This window comes from Cronobacter muytjensii ATCC 51329, assembly GCF_001277195.1.
Lineage (GTDB): Bacteria > Pseudomonadota > Gammaproteobacteria > Enterobacterales > Enterobacteriaceae > Cronobacter > Cronobacter muytjensii.
In genome coordinates, this window is the sequence record NZ_CP012268.1 from 2,764,162 (window position 1) to 2,779,181 (window position 15,020).

Annotated in this window: 15 protein-coding genes; 13 read left to right on the forward strand and 2 right to left on the reverse strand. The window is 58.3% G+C overall.

Annotated elements, in window-relative coordinates:
• Nucleotides 1-155: 155 nt before the first annotated feature.
• From AFK63_RS12800 to AFK63_RS12810, 3 genes are read left to right on the forward strand one after another with little or no spacing between them, the layout of a single operon-like run.
• On the forward strand, nt 156-896 hold the full coding sequence (locus tag AFK63_RS12800; protein ID WP_038864140.1) for an amino acid ABC transporter permease: 741 nt from the start codon (nt 156-158) through the stop codon (nt 894-896).
• Nucleotides 896-1,570 (forward strand): glutamate/aspartate ABC transporter permease GltK, encoded by a 675-nt coding sequence (gltK, locus tag AFK63_RS12805; protein ID WP_038864141.1) that lies wholly within the window; start codon nt 896-898, stop codon nt 1,568-1,570. The genes AFK63_RS12800 and gltK overlap by 1 nt, the downstream gene beginning before the upstream one ends.
• Nucleotides 1,570-2,295 carry an amino acid ABC transporter ATP-binding protein gene (locus AFK63_RS12810; protein WP_007699518.1) on the forward strand — a complete coding sequence of 242 codons (726 nt, stop codon included), beginning with the start codon at nt 1,570-1,572 and terminating at the stop codon, nt 2,293-2,295. Before gltK ends, AFK63_RS12810 begins: the two co-directional genes overlap by 1 nt.
• 44 nt (nt 2,296-2,339) lie before the next feature.
• Here AFK63_RS12810 and AFK63_RS12815 read toward each other — a convergent pair whose 3' ends face one another.
• Nucleotides 2,340-3,599 carry a hypothetical protein gene (locus AFK63_RS12815; protein WP_038864142.1) on the reverse strand — a complete coding sequence of 420 codons (1,260 nt, stop codon included), beginning with the start codon at nt 3,597-3,599 and terminating at the stop codon, nt 2,340-2,342.
• A 15-nt stretch (nt 3,600-3,614) separates the two neighbouring features.
• On the opposite strand from AFK63_RS12815, the gene AFK63_RS12820 reads away from it, so the two are divergent.
• On the forward strand, nt 3,615-3,866 hold the full coding sequence (locus AFK63_RS12820) for a hypothetical protein (protein WP_144420904.1): 252 nt from the start codon (nt 3,615-3,617) through the stop codon (nt 3,864-3,866).
• A gap of 180 nt (nt 3,867-4,046) precedes the next feature.
• On the opposite strand, the gene AFK63_RS12825 is transcribed toward AFK63_RS12820, so the two are convergent.
• Nucleotides 4,047-4,529, reverse strand: a complete 483-nt coding sequence (locus AFK63_RS12825) for a zinc ribbon-containing protein (protein ID WP_038864144.1) — start codon at nt 4,527-4,529, stop codon at nt 4,047-4,049.
• Nucleotides 4,530-4,757: 228 nt separating this feature from the next.
• On the opposite strand from AFK63_RS12825, the gene leuS reads away from it, so the two are divergent.
• From leuS to rlpA, 9 genes are all read left to right on the forward strand, one after another.
• Nucleotides 4,758-7,340 carry a leucine--tRNA ligase gene (gene leuS, locus AFK63_RS12830; RefSeq protein ID WP_144420905.1) on the forward strand — a complete coding sequence of 861 codons (2,583 nt, stop codon included), beginning with the start codon at nt 4,758-4,760 and terminating at the stop codon, nt 7,338-7,340.
• 14 nt (nt 7,341-7,354) lie between these two features.
• Nucleotides 7,355-7,954 (forward strand): LPS assembly lipoprotein LptE, encoded by a 600-nt coding sequence (gene lptE / locus AFK63_RS12835; protein WP_038864147.1) that lies wholly within the window; start codon nt 7,355-7,357, stop codon nt 7,952-7,954.
• A complete protein-coding gene (gene holA, locus AFK63_RS12840; protein WP_038864148.1) occupies nt 7,954-8,985 on the forward strand; it encodes a DNA polymerase III subunit delta in 1,032 nt (343 codons plus the stop codon). Before lptE ends, holA begins: the two co-directional genes overlap by 1 nt.
• Nucleotides 8,978-9,649, forward strand: coding sequence for a nicotinate-nucleotide adenylyltransferase (gene nadD / locus AFK63_RS12845; RefSeq protein ID WP_038864152.1), 672 nt, complete (start codon nt 8,978-8,980; stop codon nt 9,647-9,649). The genes holA and nadD overlap by 8 nt, the downstream gene beginning before the upstream one ends.
• A gap of 240 nt (nt 9,650-9,889) precedes the next feature.
• The gene (gene rsfS, locus AFK63_RS12850) at nt 9,890-10,207 is read left to right on the forward strand and encodes a ribosome silencing factor (RefSeq protein ID WP_038864153.1); all 318 of its coding nucleotides are present in this window, start codon (nt 9,890-9,892) and stop codon (nt 10,205-10,207) included.
• 3 nt (nt 10,208-10,210) lie between these two features.
• Nucleotides 10,211-10,678 carry a 23S rRNA (pseudouridine(1915)-N(3))-methyltransferase RlmH gene (gene rlmH / locus AFK63_RS12855; RefSeq protein WP_038864155.1) on the forward strand — a complete coding sequence of 156 codons (468 nt, stop codon included), beginning with the start codon at nt 10,211-10,213 and terminating at the stop codon, nt 10,676-10,678.
• Between the two features lie 26 nt (nt 10,679-10,704).
• A complete protein-coding gene (mrdA, locus tag AFK63_RS12860) occupies nt 10,705-12,606 on the forward strand; it encodes a peptidoglycan DD-transpeptidase MrdA (protein WP_038864156.1) in 1,902 nt (633 codons plus the stop codon).
• A gap of 1 nt (nt 12,607) precedes the next feature.
• Nucleotides 12,608-13,720, forward strand: coding sequence for a peptidoglycan glycosyltransferase MrdB (gene mrdB / locus AFK63_RS12865; protein ID WP_038864158.1), 1,113 nt, complete (start codon nt 12,608-12,610; stop codon nt 13,718-13,720).
• Nucleotides 13,721-13,730: 10 nt separating this feature from the next.
• The gene (gene rlpA / locus AFK63_RS12870) at nt 13,731-14,900 is read left to right on the forward strand and encodes an endolytic peptidoglycan transglycosylase RlpA (protein WP_038864160.1); all 1,170 of its coding nucleotides are present in this window, start codon (nt 13,731-13,733) and stop codon (nt 14,898-14,900) included.
• Nucleotides 14,901-15,020: the final 120 nt, after the last annotated feature.

The following is a 15,020-nucleotide window of genomic DNA, read 5'->3' on the forward strand; positions in this document are numbered from 1 at the left end:
ATTAAGGGGCGGGTCACCCTGCCCTCACGATTGACGACATGAAGCCCGGACAGACTATACGTCGGATGGCCGTTCCCCATCCGGCGCGAATACAAGAGGCTTCTCATCAATCTTAGGGGGTAGCGCTGCTACCCCCCTTTTTTTCGGAGTCCGTTATGTCTATAGACTGGAACTGGGGCATCTTTTTACAGGATGCGCCGTTCGGCAACACCACCTACTTAGGCTGGCTATGGAGTGGCTTCCAGGTAACGGTCGCGCTGTCGATCACCGCCTGGATAATCGCATTCCTCGTCGGCTCCCTGTTCGGTATTCTGCGCACCGTGCCAAACCGCCTTCTCTCCGCCATCGGCACCTGCTACGTCGAGCTTTTCCGCAACGTTCCACTGATCGTCCAGTTTTTTACCTGGTATCTCGTGGTGCCGGAGCTGCTGCCGGAAGATCTCGGCATGTGGTTTAAAGCAGAGCTTGATCCCAACGTACAGTTTTTCCTCTCGTCGATGATCTGCCTGGGGCTGTTTACCGCCGCGCGCGTGTGCGAGCAGGTGCGCGCCGCTATCCAGTCGCTGCCGCGCGGTCAGAAGAACGCCGGGCTGGCGATGGGCCTGACGCTGCCGCAAACCTATCGCTATGTGTTGCTGCCTAACGCCTATCGCGTCATTGTGCCGCCGATGACATCCGAGATGATGAACCTGGTGAAGAACTCAGCTATCGCCTCCACTATCGGTCTGGTCGATATGGCGGCGCAGGCGGGCAAGCTGCTCGACTACTCCGCCCACGCCTGGGAATCGTTTACGGCTATTACGCTCGCCTATGTATTTATCAATACGGTCATCATGCTGGTCATGAATCTGGTGGAACGTAAGGTTCGCCTGCCGGGCAATATGGGGAGCAAATAATGTACGAGTTCGACTGGGGATCGATTGTTCCCTCTATGCCCTATCTGCTGGCAGGGCTGGTCATCACCTTAAAAATCACCGTCACGGCTGTCATTATCGGCATCGTCTGGGGCACGCTGCTGGCGGTCATGCGCCTCTCCACGTTTAAGCCGTTCGCCTGGTTCGCCACGGCTTACGTCAACGTGTTTCGCTCTATTCCGCTGGTGATGGTGCTACTGTGGTTTTACCTGATTGTGCCGGGCATCTTGCAGGATGTTCTGGGCATCTCGCCAAAAACCGATATCCGCCTCATCTCGGCGATGGTGGCGTTTTCAATGTTTGAAGCCGCGTACTATTCGGAAATTATTCGCGCCGGTATTCAGAGCATCTCGCGCGGCCAGTCGAGCGCCGCGCTGGCGCTCGGGATGACACACTGGCAATCCATGAAGTTGATTATCCTGCCGCAGGCGTTTCGCGCCATGGTGCCGCTGCTGCTCACTCAGGGCATCGTGTTGTTCCAGGATACCTCGCTGGTTTACGTGCTGAGCCTCGCGGATTTCTTCCGCACCGCCTCGACGATTGGCGAGCGCGACGGCACGCAGGTAGAGATGATCCTGTTTGCAGGCGCCGTTTACTTTGTCATTAGTTTAAGTGCATCGCTGTTGGTCAGCTGGCTGAAGAAAAGGACTGTATAATGATTACCCTGAAAAACGTTTCGAAATGGTATGGTCACTTTCAGGTGCTTACCGACTGCTCCACAGCCGTAAAAAAAGGCGAAGTCGTGGTGGTGTGCGGCCCTTCCGGCTCCGGCAAATCGACGCTGATTAAAACCGTTAACGGCCTCGAACCTGTTCAGCAGGGCGAAATTGTCGTCAACGGCACCCGCGTCAACGATAAAAAAACCAACCTGGCGCAGCTGCGCTCGCATGTCGGCATGGTATTCCAGCACTTCGAGCTGTTTCCACATCTCTCTATCATCGAAAACCTGACGCTGGCGCAGGTAAAAGTGCTGAAGCGCGATAAAGCCGCTGCCCGCGAAAAAGGGCTGAAATTGCTGGAGCGCGTCGGGCTTTCCGCTCATGCCAATAAGTTCCCGTCACAGCTTTCCGGCGGCCAGCAGCAACGTGTGGCGATCGCCCGCGCGCTCTGTATGGACCCGGTGGCGATGCTGTTTGACGAACCCACCTCCGCGCTCGACCCTGAAATGATCAACGAGGTGCTGGACGTGATGGTTGAACTGGCGCAGGAAGGGATGACGATGATGGTCGTGACCCATGAAATGGGGTTCGCGCGTAAGGTTGCGCACCGCGTTATCTTTATGGACGAAGGCAAAATTGTGGAAGATTCGCCGAAAGAAGAGTTTTTTGCCAACCCCAAATCGGAACGCGCGAAAGACTTCCTCGCTAAAATCCTGCACTGATGACGCCCCTGCCGGCATACCCGCACGGTATGCCGGCGCGTCTGTTACGGTTTCTGCGGCGCAAACAGGTTAGCGCGCTTGCTCGCCGGCAGAGAATGAATACCTGCGGCGTCGATTGTTCTTAGCACCGTCAGATAAAGCATCCGCTCCGCCTGCGTATACTCGCTGTTATCCACGTAGAACTCATACACCAGGCCATCTTTTTCCAGCAAGAAGCTGTAGGCGCCGTCAAACTGCGCGTTTTGCGGGTACAGGTAAGTTTCATTAAGCCACCTGCCGCCCGGATAGTCCTTCTGCGTTTTCGCCGCCACGTCACGCAAGGTGCCACGGTGAATGACCATCTTCGCATAATCCTCATGGCCGCCGCCGCTGAGCTGAGCGGGAATGCGGTGCACGTTACGCGTCGCTTTCTCGCCACGCTCAGCCTCCGCCAGCAGCGTATTTATGGTATCGAGGATGAGCAGGCGGGATCGGGCGCAGTCAAACAGGTCGCTGGCGGTGATCCCCATTCGCTCTTCAAGCGCCGCCGCTGGCAGCGCCAGATCATCCATCTTAATCACGTTTTGCATGCGGTATTCCGGATCCATCGTGCGTAACACCGAATAGGTTGTCAGGATGTCCGCAAAAGACTCGCTGTTAGCGATGCCGATGACATAGCGTTTTGCCGCCGCGTTATAGTGGTAATAAAACGCCTCCGGCAAGCCCTGCGCATTATAATAAATCGCGCCGCGCGACGAGGCGTAAATCACGCTCTCCTGCAACGCCAGCCAGCGGTCGAATTCAATATCGCCTTGCGCGCCCGGTGCGATAATAAGTTCACCGTGCAGGGTTTGCGCCGGGTTAGTAAACGAATAGATTTCATCATGTTCGTTTTGCCAGTCGATACTGAGCTTGCCAATACGACGGCTGTAAATACCAGACTCCCAGCGTTGCAGGCTTTGAATCATCGCGTCGGGCAGCGTCAGTTCGGCATCGTTATTCAGGCTGACAAGAAACCCTGCGGGTGGATGGCGGAGCGCCTCTTCCGCCTGCGCCTTCTGGCGCTGCGTCTGAGCAAGACGGCGCTGTTCGGTCTGCTGAAACTGTGCTTTCAGGCGCGCCAGCCGTGCCGGCTCGGCGCTTGCAGGCGTCAACTCCATCGTGACCGTACAGCGGTATAACCCGCACATACCCGTGTTATCCGATACGACGCGCACGATATCGCTCGTCGCATCGCGCGTGAGTGTGTGCCAGATACCGTTAATCTGCACCCGACGATCCGCGATTTTCTCCGTATGCGGCCGCGTATCCTGATACCACGTCAACGTGTCCTTATTCAGGTGAAAATAGAATTTCTCTTTAAGCCCGCGTATTTCTTCTGTAATAGCAGCCTGAAACTCAGGATGTTATTCTGCTCCGGTGCCGTTCTGGGATTTATTGTCATAATCAACGCTAATCGTTTTGATGAGATAGTCGCTATTTTCCCAGGTGTCCTGTTTGTTGCAGGCGGTCAGCGCCAGCAGCGCTGGCTGCGAGCCAGTATGCGTGTTTCACTGTTCCCTCAAGAGTTTTCCATTAAAAATCAGGAGTGAGTATAACGACGAGACGCGTCAACACAATCGACGGCGGGCAGGACAACAGCGTTTACGGCAGAATGCCGTAAGCGATACGCAACGTGCTGAAAATCGCGCTTAGGGGCAATAAAAATCGTAACACAGCAGCCAGCGCTCGCGGGGCGTAAGCGATACGCGCCCCGCGGGCAGGCGTGTGGATTATGGTTCAAACGGCCGACGCTGGAACTGGTTATGGCCGCATTTCGGGCAGACCGGCAGCACTTCGGGTGTGTAAAACGCCAGATGATGATGGCAGTTTTCGCACACCAGATTGCCAAGCCCCACCACCTCGCCGCTGTGATACACGCCGTGATGGTTGAGATCCTGGAAGACTTCGCGCCACTCCAGCTGGGTTTTATCAGTGATATCCGCCAGCTCCTGCCAGACGCTTTCTTTTATTACCCGTAGAAAAACGCTGTCTGTGAGCTCATCCTTGCTTTCGCCATAGCTGCGGGCGAATTCTTCGAGATCGCGCCGCACCGCGCGGGTCACTTCCTCTTCCTCCGTGCGGGTAAGCTCGCCGCTGCGGGCTATATGCCGCCTGGCGCTCTCCACCAGCGCGTCGATATCGCGCTCGCCGTTGCGTAAGCGTTCGGTGAGCGAGGCCACCAGTTCACGGTAGTACTGCGCAACCTTGTTCATCGCCTTTCTCCTCCTGGATGGGTAACCTCTTCTTATTGTAGACGTTAATCCCGCAGCGCTTTGTTTGTCAGCGCACAGCGCCCGTTAAAAGCGCGCTTTTCCTTATTCGCGCCGCCTCCGCTGAAAGGCTGTTGTGCGGCGGTCGAATCGGCTATGCTATGCGGATCTGAAATAACACACGTTAAAGCTACATTTGTAGCTGTATTGAAAACAGGACTACTGGCTGCCATGCAAGAGCAATATCGCCCGGAAGAGATAGAATCCAAAGTACAGCTTCACTGGGAAGAGAAGCGCACATTTGAAGTGACCGAAGACGAGAGCAAAGAGAAGTATTACTGCCTGTCGATGCTTCCCTATCCTTCTGGCCGACTACACATGGGCCACGTTCGTAACTACACCATTGGCGATGTGATCGCACGCTACCAGCGTATGCTCGGTAAAAACGTATTGCAGCCCATCGGCTGGGACGCCTTTGGTCTGCCGGCCGAAGGCGCAGCGGTAAAAAACAACACCGCGCCGGCGCCGTGGACGTACGACAACATTAATTACATGAAGAACCAGCTCAAAATGCTGGGCTTCGGCTATGACTGGAGCCGCGAGCTGGCGACCTGCACACCGGAATATTACCGCTGGGAGCAGAAATTCTTCACCGAGCTCTATAAAAAAGGCCTGGTGTATAAGAAAACCTCCGCGGTGAACTGGTGCCCGAACGACCAGACCGTGCTTGCCAACGAACAGGTTATCGACGGCTGCTGCTGGCGCTGCGACACCAAAGTCGAACGCAAAGAGATCCCGCAGTGGTTTATTAAAATCACCGCTTACGCTGACGAACTGTTAAACGATCTGGACAAGCTCGATCACTGGCCGGACACCGTTAAAACGATGCAGCGCAACTGGATTGGCCGTTCCGAAGGCGTGGAGATCACCTTCGACGTCCAGAACAGCGACGAGAAACTGACGGTTTACACCACCCGTCCGGACACCTTCATGGGCGTCACCTATCTGGCCGTCGCGGCGGGTCACCCGCTGGCGCAGGCCGCTGCCGCCGCTAACCCGGCGCTTGGCGATTTCATCGCAGAATGCCGCAACACCAAAGTGGCCGAAGCCGATATGGCGACGATGGAGAAGAAAGGCATCGACACCGGCCTGAAAGCGATTCATCCGCTGACCGGCGAAGCCATCCCGGTATGGGCGGCGAACTTCGTGCTGATGGAATACGGCACCGGCGCCGTAATGGCGGTTCCGGGCCACGACCAGCGCGACTATGAATTCGCAACCAAATACCGTCTGCCGATCAAGCCGGTTATCCTGACCGCAGAAGGCACCGCGCCGGATCTGAGCGAGCAGGCGCTGACGGAAAAAGGCGTCCTGTTCAACTCCGGCGAATTCGACGGACTGGACTTCGAGGCGGGCTTTAACGCGATTGCCGATAAACTCGCCGCCAAAGGCGTGGGCGAGCGCAAAGTTAACTACCGTCTGCGCGACTGGGGCGTTTCCCGCCAGCGCTACTGGGGCGCGCCGATCCCGATGGTGACGCTGGAAGACGGCACCGTGATGCCGACGCCGGAAGATCAGCTGCCGGTTATCCTGCCGGAAGATGTGGTTATGGATGGTATCACCAGCCCGATCAAAGCCGATCCGGAGTGGGCGAAAACCACCGTTAACGGCCAGCCGGCGCTGCGCGAAACCGACACCTTCGACACCTTTATGGAGTCGTCCTGGTACTACGCGCGCTATACCTGCCCGCAGTACAAAGAAGGCATGCTGGATGAGAAAGCGGCCAACTACTGGCTGCCAGTCGATATCTATATCGGCGGTATCGAACACGCCATCATGCACCTGCTCTACTTCCGCTTCTTCCACAAACTGATGCGCGACGCGGGCATGGTCGATTCCGACGAGCCGGCAAAACAGCTGCTGTGTCAGGGTATGGTGCTGGCGGACGCGTTCTACTATGTCGGCGCGAATGGCGAGCGTAACTGGGTATCCCCGAAAGACGCCATCGTTGAGCGCGACGAAAAAGGCCGCATTGTTAAAGCGAGCGATGCTGCAGGTCACGAACTGGTGTATACCGGCATGAGCAAGATGTCGAAGTCCAAAAACAACGGCATCGACCCGCAGGAGATGGTAGAGCGTTACGGCGCCGACACCGTGCGTCTGTTCATGATGTTCGCCTCCCCGGCGGATATGACGCTCGAATGGCAGGAATCCGGCGTGGAAGGCGCGAACCGCTTCCTGAAACGCGTCTGGCGTCTGGTGTACGAGCACACCCAACTCGGTGACGCGCCAGCGCTGAACGTGGATGCGCTGAATGACGATCAGAAAGCGCTGCGTCGCGACGTTCATAAAACTATCGCGAAAGTGTCCGATGATATCGGCCGCCGTCAGACCTTCAACACCGCTATCGCCGCCATCATGGAACTGATGAACAAACTGGCGAAAGCGCCACAGGATGGCGAACAGGATCGCGCGTTGATGCGCGAAGCGCTGCTGGCGGTAGTACGTATGCTTAACCCGTTCACCCCGCACGCCAGCTTTACGCTATGGCAGGAGCTGAAAGGCGAAGGCGATATCGACAATGCGCCGTGGCCGCAGGCTGATGAGAGCGCGATGGTGGAAGACACCACGCTTGTCGTCGTCCAGGTCAACGGGAAAGTGCGCGGTAAAATCACCGTGGCGGCCGACGCGACAGAAGAGCAGGTGCGCGAGCGCGCCGCTCAGGAACATCTGGTGGCGAAATACCTCGCCGGCGTGACCGTACGTAAAGTGATTTACGTACCGGGTAAACTGCTTAACCTGGTTGTAGGCTAAGCGCAGGAGGAAGCGTGCGACATCTGATTACTCTGTTAGTAGGCCTGGCGGTGATGCTCACCGCCGGTTGCGGCTGGCATCTGCGCAATACCACGCAGGTGCCAGAGCAAATGCATACGTTAATCCTTAACTCCGGCGATCCGAACGGTCCGCTGACGCGCGCGGTGCGTAACCAGCTGCGTCTGAACGGTGTGGAAATTGTCGAGGCGAGTTCAATTCGCCAGGACGTGCCGTCGCTGCGTATCGGCGCGGCGTCTATCTCTCAGGATACCGCATCGGTCTTCCAGAACGGCCGCACCGCGGAGTACCAGATGGTGATGACGGTAAACGCCAGCGTGTTGATCCCGGGTCACGACATCTACCCGATCAGTGCCCGCGTCTATCGCTCATTCTTTGACAACCCGCTGACGGCGCTCGCGAAGTCGGCTGAACGAACCATCATCGTTCAGGAGATGTATGACAAAGCCGCCGAACAGCTGATCCGCAAACTGGTGGCGGTTCACGCGCGCGATGTCTCGGAAACCCGCGACGCGCCGCAGGCTGCCACGCCGCCTGCCACCGCTGACGCCGCGCCGGCCAGCAACCGCGTCTCCACGACCCTCCCCGTTCAGTAATGCTGCGGCTTTACCCTGAACAACTCCGCGCGCAGCTCAACGAAGGGCTGCGCGCGGCCTATTTATTGCTCGGCAACGATCCGCTGCTCCTCCAGGAAAGCCAGGACGCTATTCATCATCAGGCGCAGACACAGGGGTTTGACGAGCATCACCGCTATATCATTGATGTCAGCACCGACTGGCAGGCTATTTTCTCACTCTGTCAGGCGATGAGCCTGTTCGCGAGTCGCCAGACATTACTGCTGGCGCTGCCGGAAAACGGCCCCAACGCCGCCATCAATGAACAACTCGCCACGCTGGTCAGCCTGCTTCATGACGATCTGCTGCTGATCGTACGCGGCAACAAGCTGACCAAAGCCCAGGAAAACGCCGCGTGGTACACCGCGCTCGCCGACCGTGCGGTGCAGGTGACCTGTCAGACGCCGGAGCAGGCGCAGCTGCCGCGCTGGGTGGCTAACCGGGCGAAACAGATGAACCTGCAACTTGATGACGCGGCAAACCAACTGCTCTGCTATTGCTATGAAGGCAACCTGCTGGCGCTGGCGCAGGCGCTGGAGCGGCTTTCTTTAATCTGGCCGGACGGCAAGCTGACCCTGCCGCGCGTTGAGCAGGCAGTCAACGACGCCGCGCACTTCACGCCGTTCCACTGGGTCGACGCGCTGCTGGCGGGCAAAAGCAAACGCGCGCTGCATATCCTGCAACAGCTACGGCTGGAAGGCGCCGAACCGGTTATTCTGCTGCGCACGCTGCAGCGCGAGTTACTCACGCTGGTGACGCTGAAACGTCAGTCGGCGACCACGCCGCTGCGCACGCTGTTCGACCAGCATCGCGTCTGGCAGAACCGCCGCCCGCTTCTTGGCGAAGCGCTGTCCCGCCTGACCGACGACCGGCTGTGGCAGGCCGTGCGCCTGCTGACACAGTGTGAAATTACGCTGAAGCAGGATTACGGCCAGAACGTCTGGCCGGAGCTGGAAAGTCTCTCTCTGGTGCTGTGCCATAAAGCGCTGGCGGATGTCTTTATTGATGGCTGATCTCGCCTCTTCTCTTCAGGCCTGGTATGGCGGCACGTTTGACCCCATCCATTACGGCCATCTGCGCGCCGTGGAGGCGCTGGCGAAAGAAGCGAAACTCACGCAGGTGACGATGCTGCCGAACAATGTGCCGCCGCATCGCCCGCAGCCGGGCGCCAGCAGCGTCCAGCGCAAAGAGATGGTTGAACTGGCGATTGCCGGTAATCCGCTGTTCCGCCTCGATTCTCGCGAACTGCAACGCTCAACGCCGTCATGGACCAGCGAAACGATGGCGCAGTTGCGCCAGGAGGCCGGACCGGACGCGCCGCTGGGATTTATCATCGGCCAGGATTCCTTACTGACGCTGCGCACCTGGCACCGTTACGAGGCCCTGCTGGCGTGCTGTCACCTGCTGGTCTGCCGCCGTCCGGGTTATCCGGTCGAGATGAAAACCGAAGAAGATCAACGCTGGCTGTCAGCGCATCTCGCCCATCATGCTGATGAGCTTCACCAGCAGCCCGCCGGAAAAATCTATCTTGCCGATACCCCGCTCTACCCGATTTCCGCGACCGACATTCGCACTCGCCTGGCGCACCGGCAGCCGTGTGACGATTTGCTGCCTCCGGCGGTACTGGATTACATTCACCGCCACGCGCTGTATCGCCCGTCGCCTGCCGCGCGCTGAGCCGATTGTGGCTCAGGCATTGACACAACGGGCGATACTGTTATCCTCCGCTGCCAGATATTTCCCGCCGCAAACCGCCTTTCTGAAATTGTTTTACAAAAATGGCGATGCAAACTCTTGCCTGCGGTGGGATGATAGCCCACTTCTGAGCGCAGCCTGCCCTGTCGGGCGCTGTGTTCGTATCGGTCATTCGATGGCGCATCCGGCGTCATCCGAGGTTCACATTCCCAGGGGGAAAACTTGCAGGGTAAAGCACTCCAGGATTTTGTCATTGATAAAATTGACGATCTTAAAGGCCAGGATATTATCGCCATTGATGTTAAGGGCAAATCCAGCATCACCGACTGTATGATCATCTGCACCGGCACCTCCAGCCGTCACGTGATGTCTATCGCCGATCATGTTGTCCAGGAATCCCGCGCGGCGGGCATGATGCCGCTCGGTGTGGAAGGCGAAAATGCCGCCGACTGGATTGTGGTCGATCTCGGCGATGTGATTGTTCACGTCATGCAGGAAGAAAGTCGTCGCCTGTATGAGCTGGAAAAGCTCTGGGGTTAAGGCGTGAAGCTTCAGCTGATAGCCGTTGGCACAAAAATGCCCGACTGGGTGCAGACGGGGTTCAGCGAGTATCTGCGCCGCTTCCCGAAAGATATGCCGTTCGAACTCGTTGAGATCCCGGCGGGAAAACGCGGCAAAAACGCCGACATCAAACGTATTCTGGATAAAGAAGGCGAAATGATGCTGGCGGCGGCCGGGAAGAACCGCATCGTCACGCTGGATATTCCGGGCCGTCCGTGGGACACGCCGCAACTGGCTCGCGAGCTTGAGCGCTGGAAACAAGACGGCCGCGACGTGAGCCTGCTGATAGGCGGGCCGGAAGGGCTGTCTGATGCGTGTAAAGCGGCGGCGGAACAGAGCTGGTCGCTTTCCACGCTGACCCTGCCCCATCCGCTGGTGCGGGTGATTGTCGCGGAGAGCCTCTACCGCGCCTGGAGCATCACCACCAATCACCCGTATCATCGTGAATAATCACCATCAGGTAAGTTAAGCAGCGGATGAAACTCAAGGATTCCTTTCGTGACTATACGGCTGAGTCCGCGCTCTTTGTGCGTCGGGCGCTGGTCGCCTTTGCCGGCATCCTGGTGCTGACCGGGATCCTGGTCTTCAACCTCTACCATTTACAGATCCTGCGTTTTAACGACTATCAGACCCGCTCCAACGAGAACCGCATCAAACTGGTGCCCATCCCGCCAAGCCGCGGGATTATCTACGATCGCAACGGCACCCCGCTGGCCCTGAACCGCACTATCTACCAGATAGAAATGATGCCTGAAAAGGTCGACAGCGTGCAGGACACGCTGGAAGGGCTGCGCGCAGTGGTCGATCTCACTGACGACGACATCGCGAACTTCAAAAAAGAGCGCGCGCGCTCGCACCGTTTTACCTCCATTCCCGTGAAAACCAACCTGACAGAAGTCCAGGTGGCGCGTTTCGCGGTGAACCAGTACCGCTTCCCCGGCGTGGAAGTGAAAGGCTATAAGCGCCGCTATTACCCTTACGGTGCGGCGCTGACCCACGTTATCGGCTATGTGTCGAAGATTAACGATAAAGACGTTGAGCGCCTCGATAAAGACGGCAAGCTCGCCAACTACGCCGCCACGCACGATATCGGCAAGCTCGGCATTGAGCGCTACTACGAAGATGTTTTGCATGGCCAGACCGGTTATGAAGAGGTAGAAGTTAACAACCGCGGGCGCGTGATCCGCCAGCTTAAAGAAGTGCCGCCGCAGGCGGGCCATGACATCTATTTGACGCTCGACCTCAAGCTGCAAACCTATATTGAAACGCTGTTGCAGGGCAGCCGCGCCGCGGTGGTCGTTACTGACCCGCGCACCGGCGGCATCCTCGCGATGGTGTCGATGCCGAGCTACAACCCGAACCTGTTCGTGGATGGCATCTCCAGCAAAGATTATTCCGGGCTGCTGAACGACCCGAACACGCCGCTGATTAACCGCGCCACCCAGGGCGTCTATCCGCCCGCGTCGACCGTGAAGCCATACGTGGCGGTGTCTGCCTTAAGCGCGGGCGTGATTAACCGCAACACCTCGCTGTTCGACCCGGGCTGGTGGCAACTGCCGGGCTCTGAGAAGCGCTACCGCGACTGGAAAAAGTGGGGCCACGGGCGGCTTAATGTCACGAAATCGCTGGAAGAGTCGGCGGATACTTTCTTCTATCAGGTCGCTTACGACATGGGCATCGACCGGCTCTCCGAGTGGATGCGTAAATTCGGCTACGGCAGCATGACCGGTATCGATCTCTCTGAAGAGCGCTCCGGCAACATGCCGACCCGCGAATGGAAAATGAAGCGCTTTAAAAAGCCGTGGTATCAGGGTGACACCATTCCGGTGGGCATCGGCCAGGGTTACTGGACCGCCACGCCGGTACAGATGAACAAAGCCATGATGATCCTGATTAACGACGGCGTGGTAAAAGTGCCGCATCTGCTGATGACGACCGTCGTTAACGGCCAGAAAGTGCCGTGGAAACAGCCGGAACAGCCGCCGGTAGGCGACATCCACTCCGGTTTCTGGGAAATCGCCAAAGACGGTATGTACGGCGTTGCCAACCGCGCCAACGGCACAGGACATAAATATTTCGCCAGCGCGCCATATAAAATCGCCGCGAAATCCGGTACCGCGCAGGTCTTCGGGCTGAAAGCCAACGAGACCTACAACGCGCACCGTATCGCCGAGCGTCTGCGCGACCACAAGCTGATGACCGCGTTCGCGCCTTATGACAACCCGCAGGTCGCGGTGGCGATGATCCTGGAAAACGGCGGCGCGGGCCCGGCGGTGGGCACCATCATGCGTCAGATCCTCGATCACATTATGCTCGGGGATAACAACACCGAACTGCCGACGGAAAACCCCGCCACGGCGGCGGCGGAGGATCGATAAGATGACCGACAATCCGAATAAAAAGTCGCTGTGGGATAAAATCCACCTCGACCCGACCTTTATGCTGATTATTCTGGCGCTCTGCTTTTACAGCGCGATGGTTATCTGGAGCGCCAGCGGCCAGGATATCGGCATGATGGAGCGCAAAATAGGCCAGATAATGATGGGCCTGGTGATTATGATTGTGCTGGCGCAGATCCCGCCGCGCGTCTATGAAGGCTGGGCGCCCTATCTTTATATCGTCTGTATCATTTTGCTGGTGGCGGTGGACGCCTTCGGGGCTATCTCTAAAGGCGCGCAGCGCTGGCTCGATCTCGGCGTGGTGCGCTTCCAGCCTTCGGAGATCGCCAAAATCGCGGTGCCGCTGATGGTGGCGCGTTTTATCAACCGCGACGTCTGCCCGCCTTCGCTTAAAAACACCGGTATCGCGCTGGTGCTCATTTTCATGCCGACGCTGCTGGTGGCCGCACAGCCTGACCTCGGCACCTCGATTCTGATTGCCGCCTCCGGACTGTTCGTGCTGTTCCTCTCCGGCCTGAGCTGGCGTCTGATTGGTATCGCGGTGTTGCTGATAGCGGCGTTTATCCCGATCCTGTGGTTCTTCCTGATGCATGACTATCAGCGTCAGCGCGTGATGATGCTGCTTGATCCGGAGAGCGACCCGCTTGGCGCGGGCTATCATATTATTCAGTCGAAAATCGCTATCGGCTCCGGCGGTCTGCGCGGTAAAGGCTGGCTGCACGGCACACAGTCACAGCTGGAATTCCTGCCGGAGCGCCATACCGACTTTATCTTCGCGGTACTCGCCGAAGAGCTGGGGCTTGTCGGCGTACTGGTGCTGCTGGCGCTCTATGTGCTGCTGATTATGCGCGGGCTGTGGATCGCCGCGCGCGCGCAGACGACCTTCGGGCGCGTAATGGCAGGCGGGCTGATGCTGATTCTGTTTGTTTATGTGTTTGTGAATATTGGGATGGTGAGTGGTATCTTACCGGTGGTGGGCGTTCCGCTGCCGCTGGTCAGCTACGGGGGTTCCGCCCTGATTGTACTCATGGCAGGGTTTGGTATCGTCATGTCGATCCATACCCACAGGAAAATGTTGTCGAAGAGCGTATAAGAGGTGCGCAATGCGTAAGCAGTGGATTGGCGTCTGCATCGCCGCGGGGTTATTAACCGCTTGCGGCGTAAATAACGAAGGGCAACAACAGGCGAGCGTGGCGCCACAGCAGCCGGTCTGCAACGGTCCGATCGTTGAGATAAGCGGCGCGGAGCCTCGCTACGAGCAACTGAACCCTTCCGTGAACAGCGATTACGAGCGCGACGGTAAGCGCTACAGCATCGTTCAGGATCTCTCGCGCTTCAGCCAGGCGGGGCTCGCGGCGATTTATGACGCCGAGCCGGATAGCAATCTGACGGCGTCAGGAGAACCGTTCGACCCGATGCAGCTCACCGCCGCGCACCCTACCCTGCCGGTGCCGAGTTATGCGCGTATCACCAACCTCGCCAACGGCCGCATGATTGTGGTGCGCATTAACGACCGCGGACCTTACGGCAACGACCGCGTGATTTCGCTCTCACGCGCGGCGGCGGACAGGCTCAACACCTCGAATAACACCAAAGTGCGTATCGATCCGATTATCGTCGCGCCGGACGGCTCGCTTTCCGGCCCCGGCATGGCCTGTACAACCGTCGCGAAGCAGACTTACGCGCTCCCGGCGCGCCCTGATTTAAGCGGCGGCCTCGGCAGTGTGTCATCCGCGCCGCAGCCGGTGGCGCCGCAGGGCGATATCCGTCCGGTCAGCAATGACACGCTGCAAAGTGACGATACCACCGGCGCGCCGGTGAAAAGCGGCGGCTTTTTAGGCGCGCCGACAACGCTTGCCTCAGGCGTACTGGAGAGCGCAACGCCAGAAACCGCGCCTGCCGCAGCGGCCCCTCAACCGGCTGTCGGAGATACCACCGCGCAGCCGGCCGCTGAACCGGCGCAGCTCGCAGCCCCCGCGACCCGTAACGCGCCGGTGACTGCACCGGGCTCTGTCCAGGGTAGCGTCGCACCGGCGAGTGCCGCTGCGGGCAACTATGTGGTGCAGGTCGGCGCCGTGAGCGACGCCGCGCGTGCCGGGCAGTGGCAGCAGAAGCTGAGCCAGCAGTTCTCCGTGCCGGGACGCGTCAGCCAGAACGGCGCGGTTTATCGCGTTCAGTTAGGGCCGTTCGCCAGCAAATCCCAGGCCGCCTCGCTCCAGCAGCGTTTGCAGAGCGAAGCGCAGGTACAGTCTTTCATTACTGTCGCCCAATAAACGCAGGCCGGGCTGGCCTGCCGCTTTGTCAGTTACGGTAAAGACCGTTAACAAATCCTGCGCAAAGTCGGATGCCAGCCCATAAGGCATTTGCTATAGTAAGGCACTTTTTTCACTCAT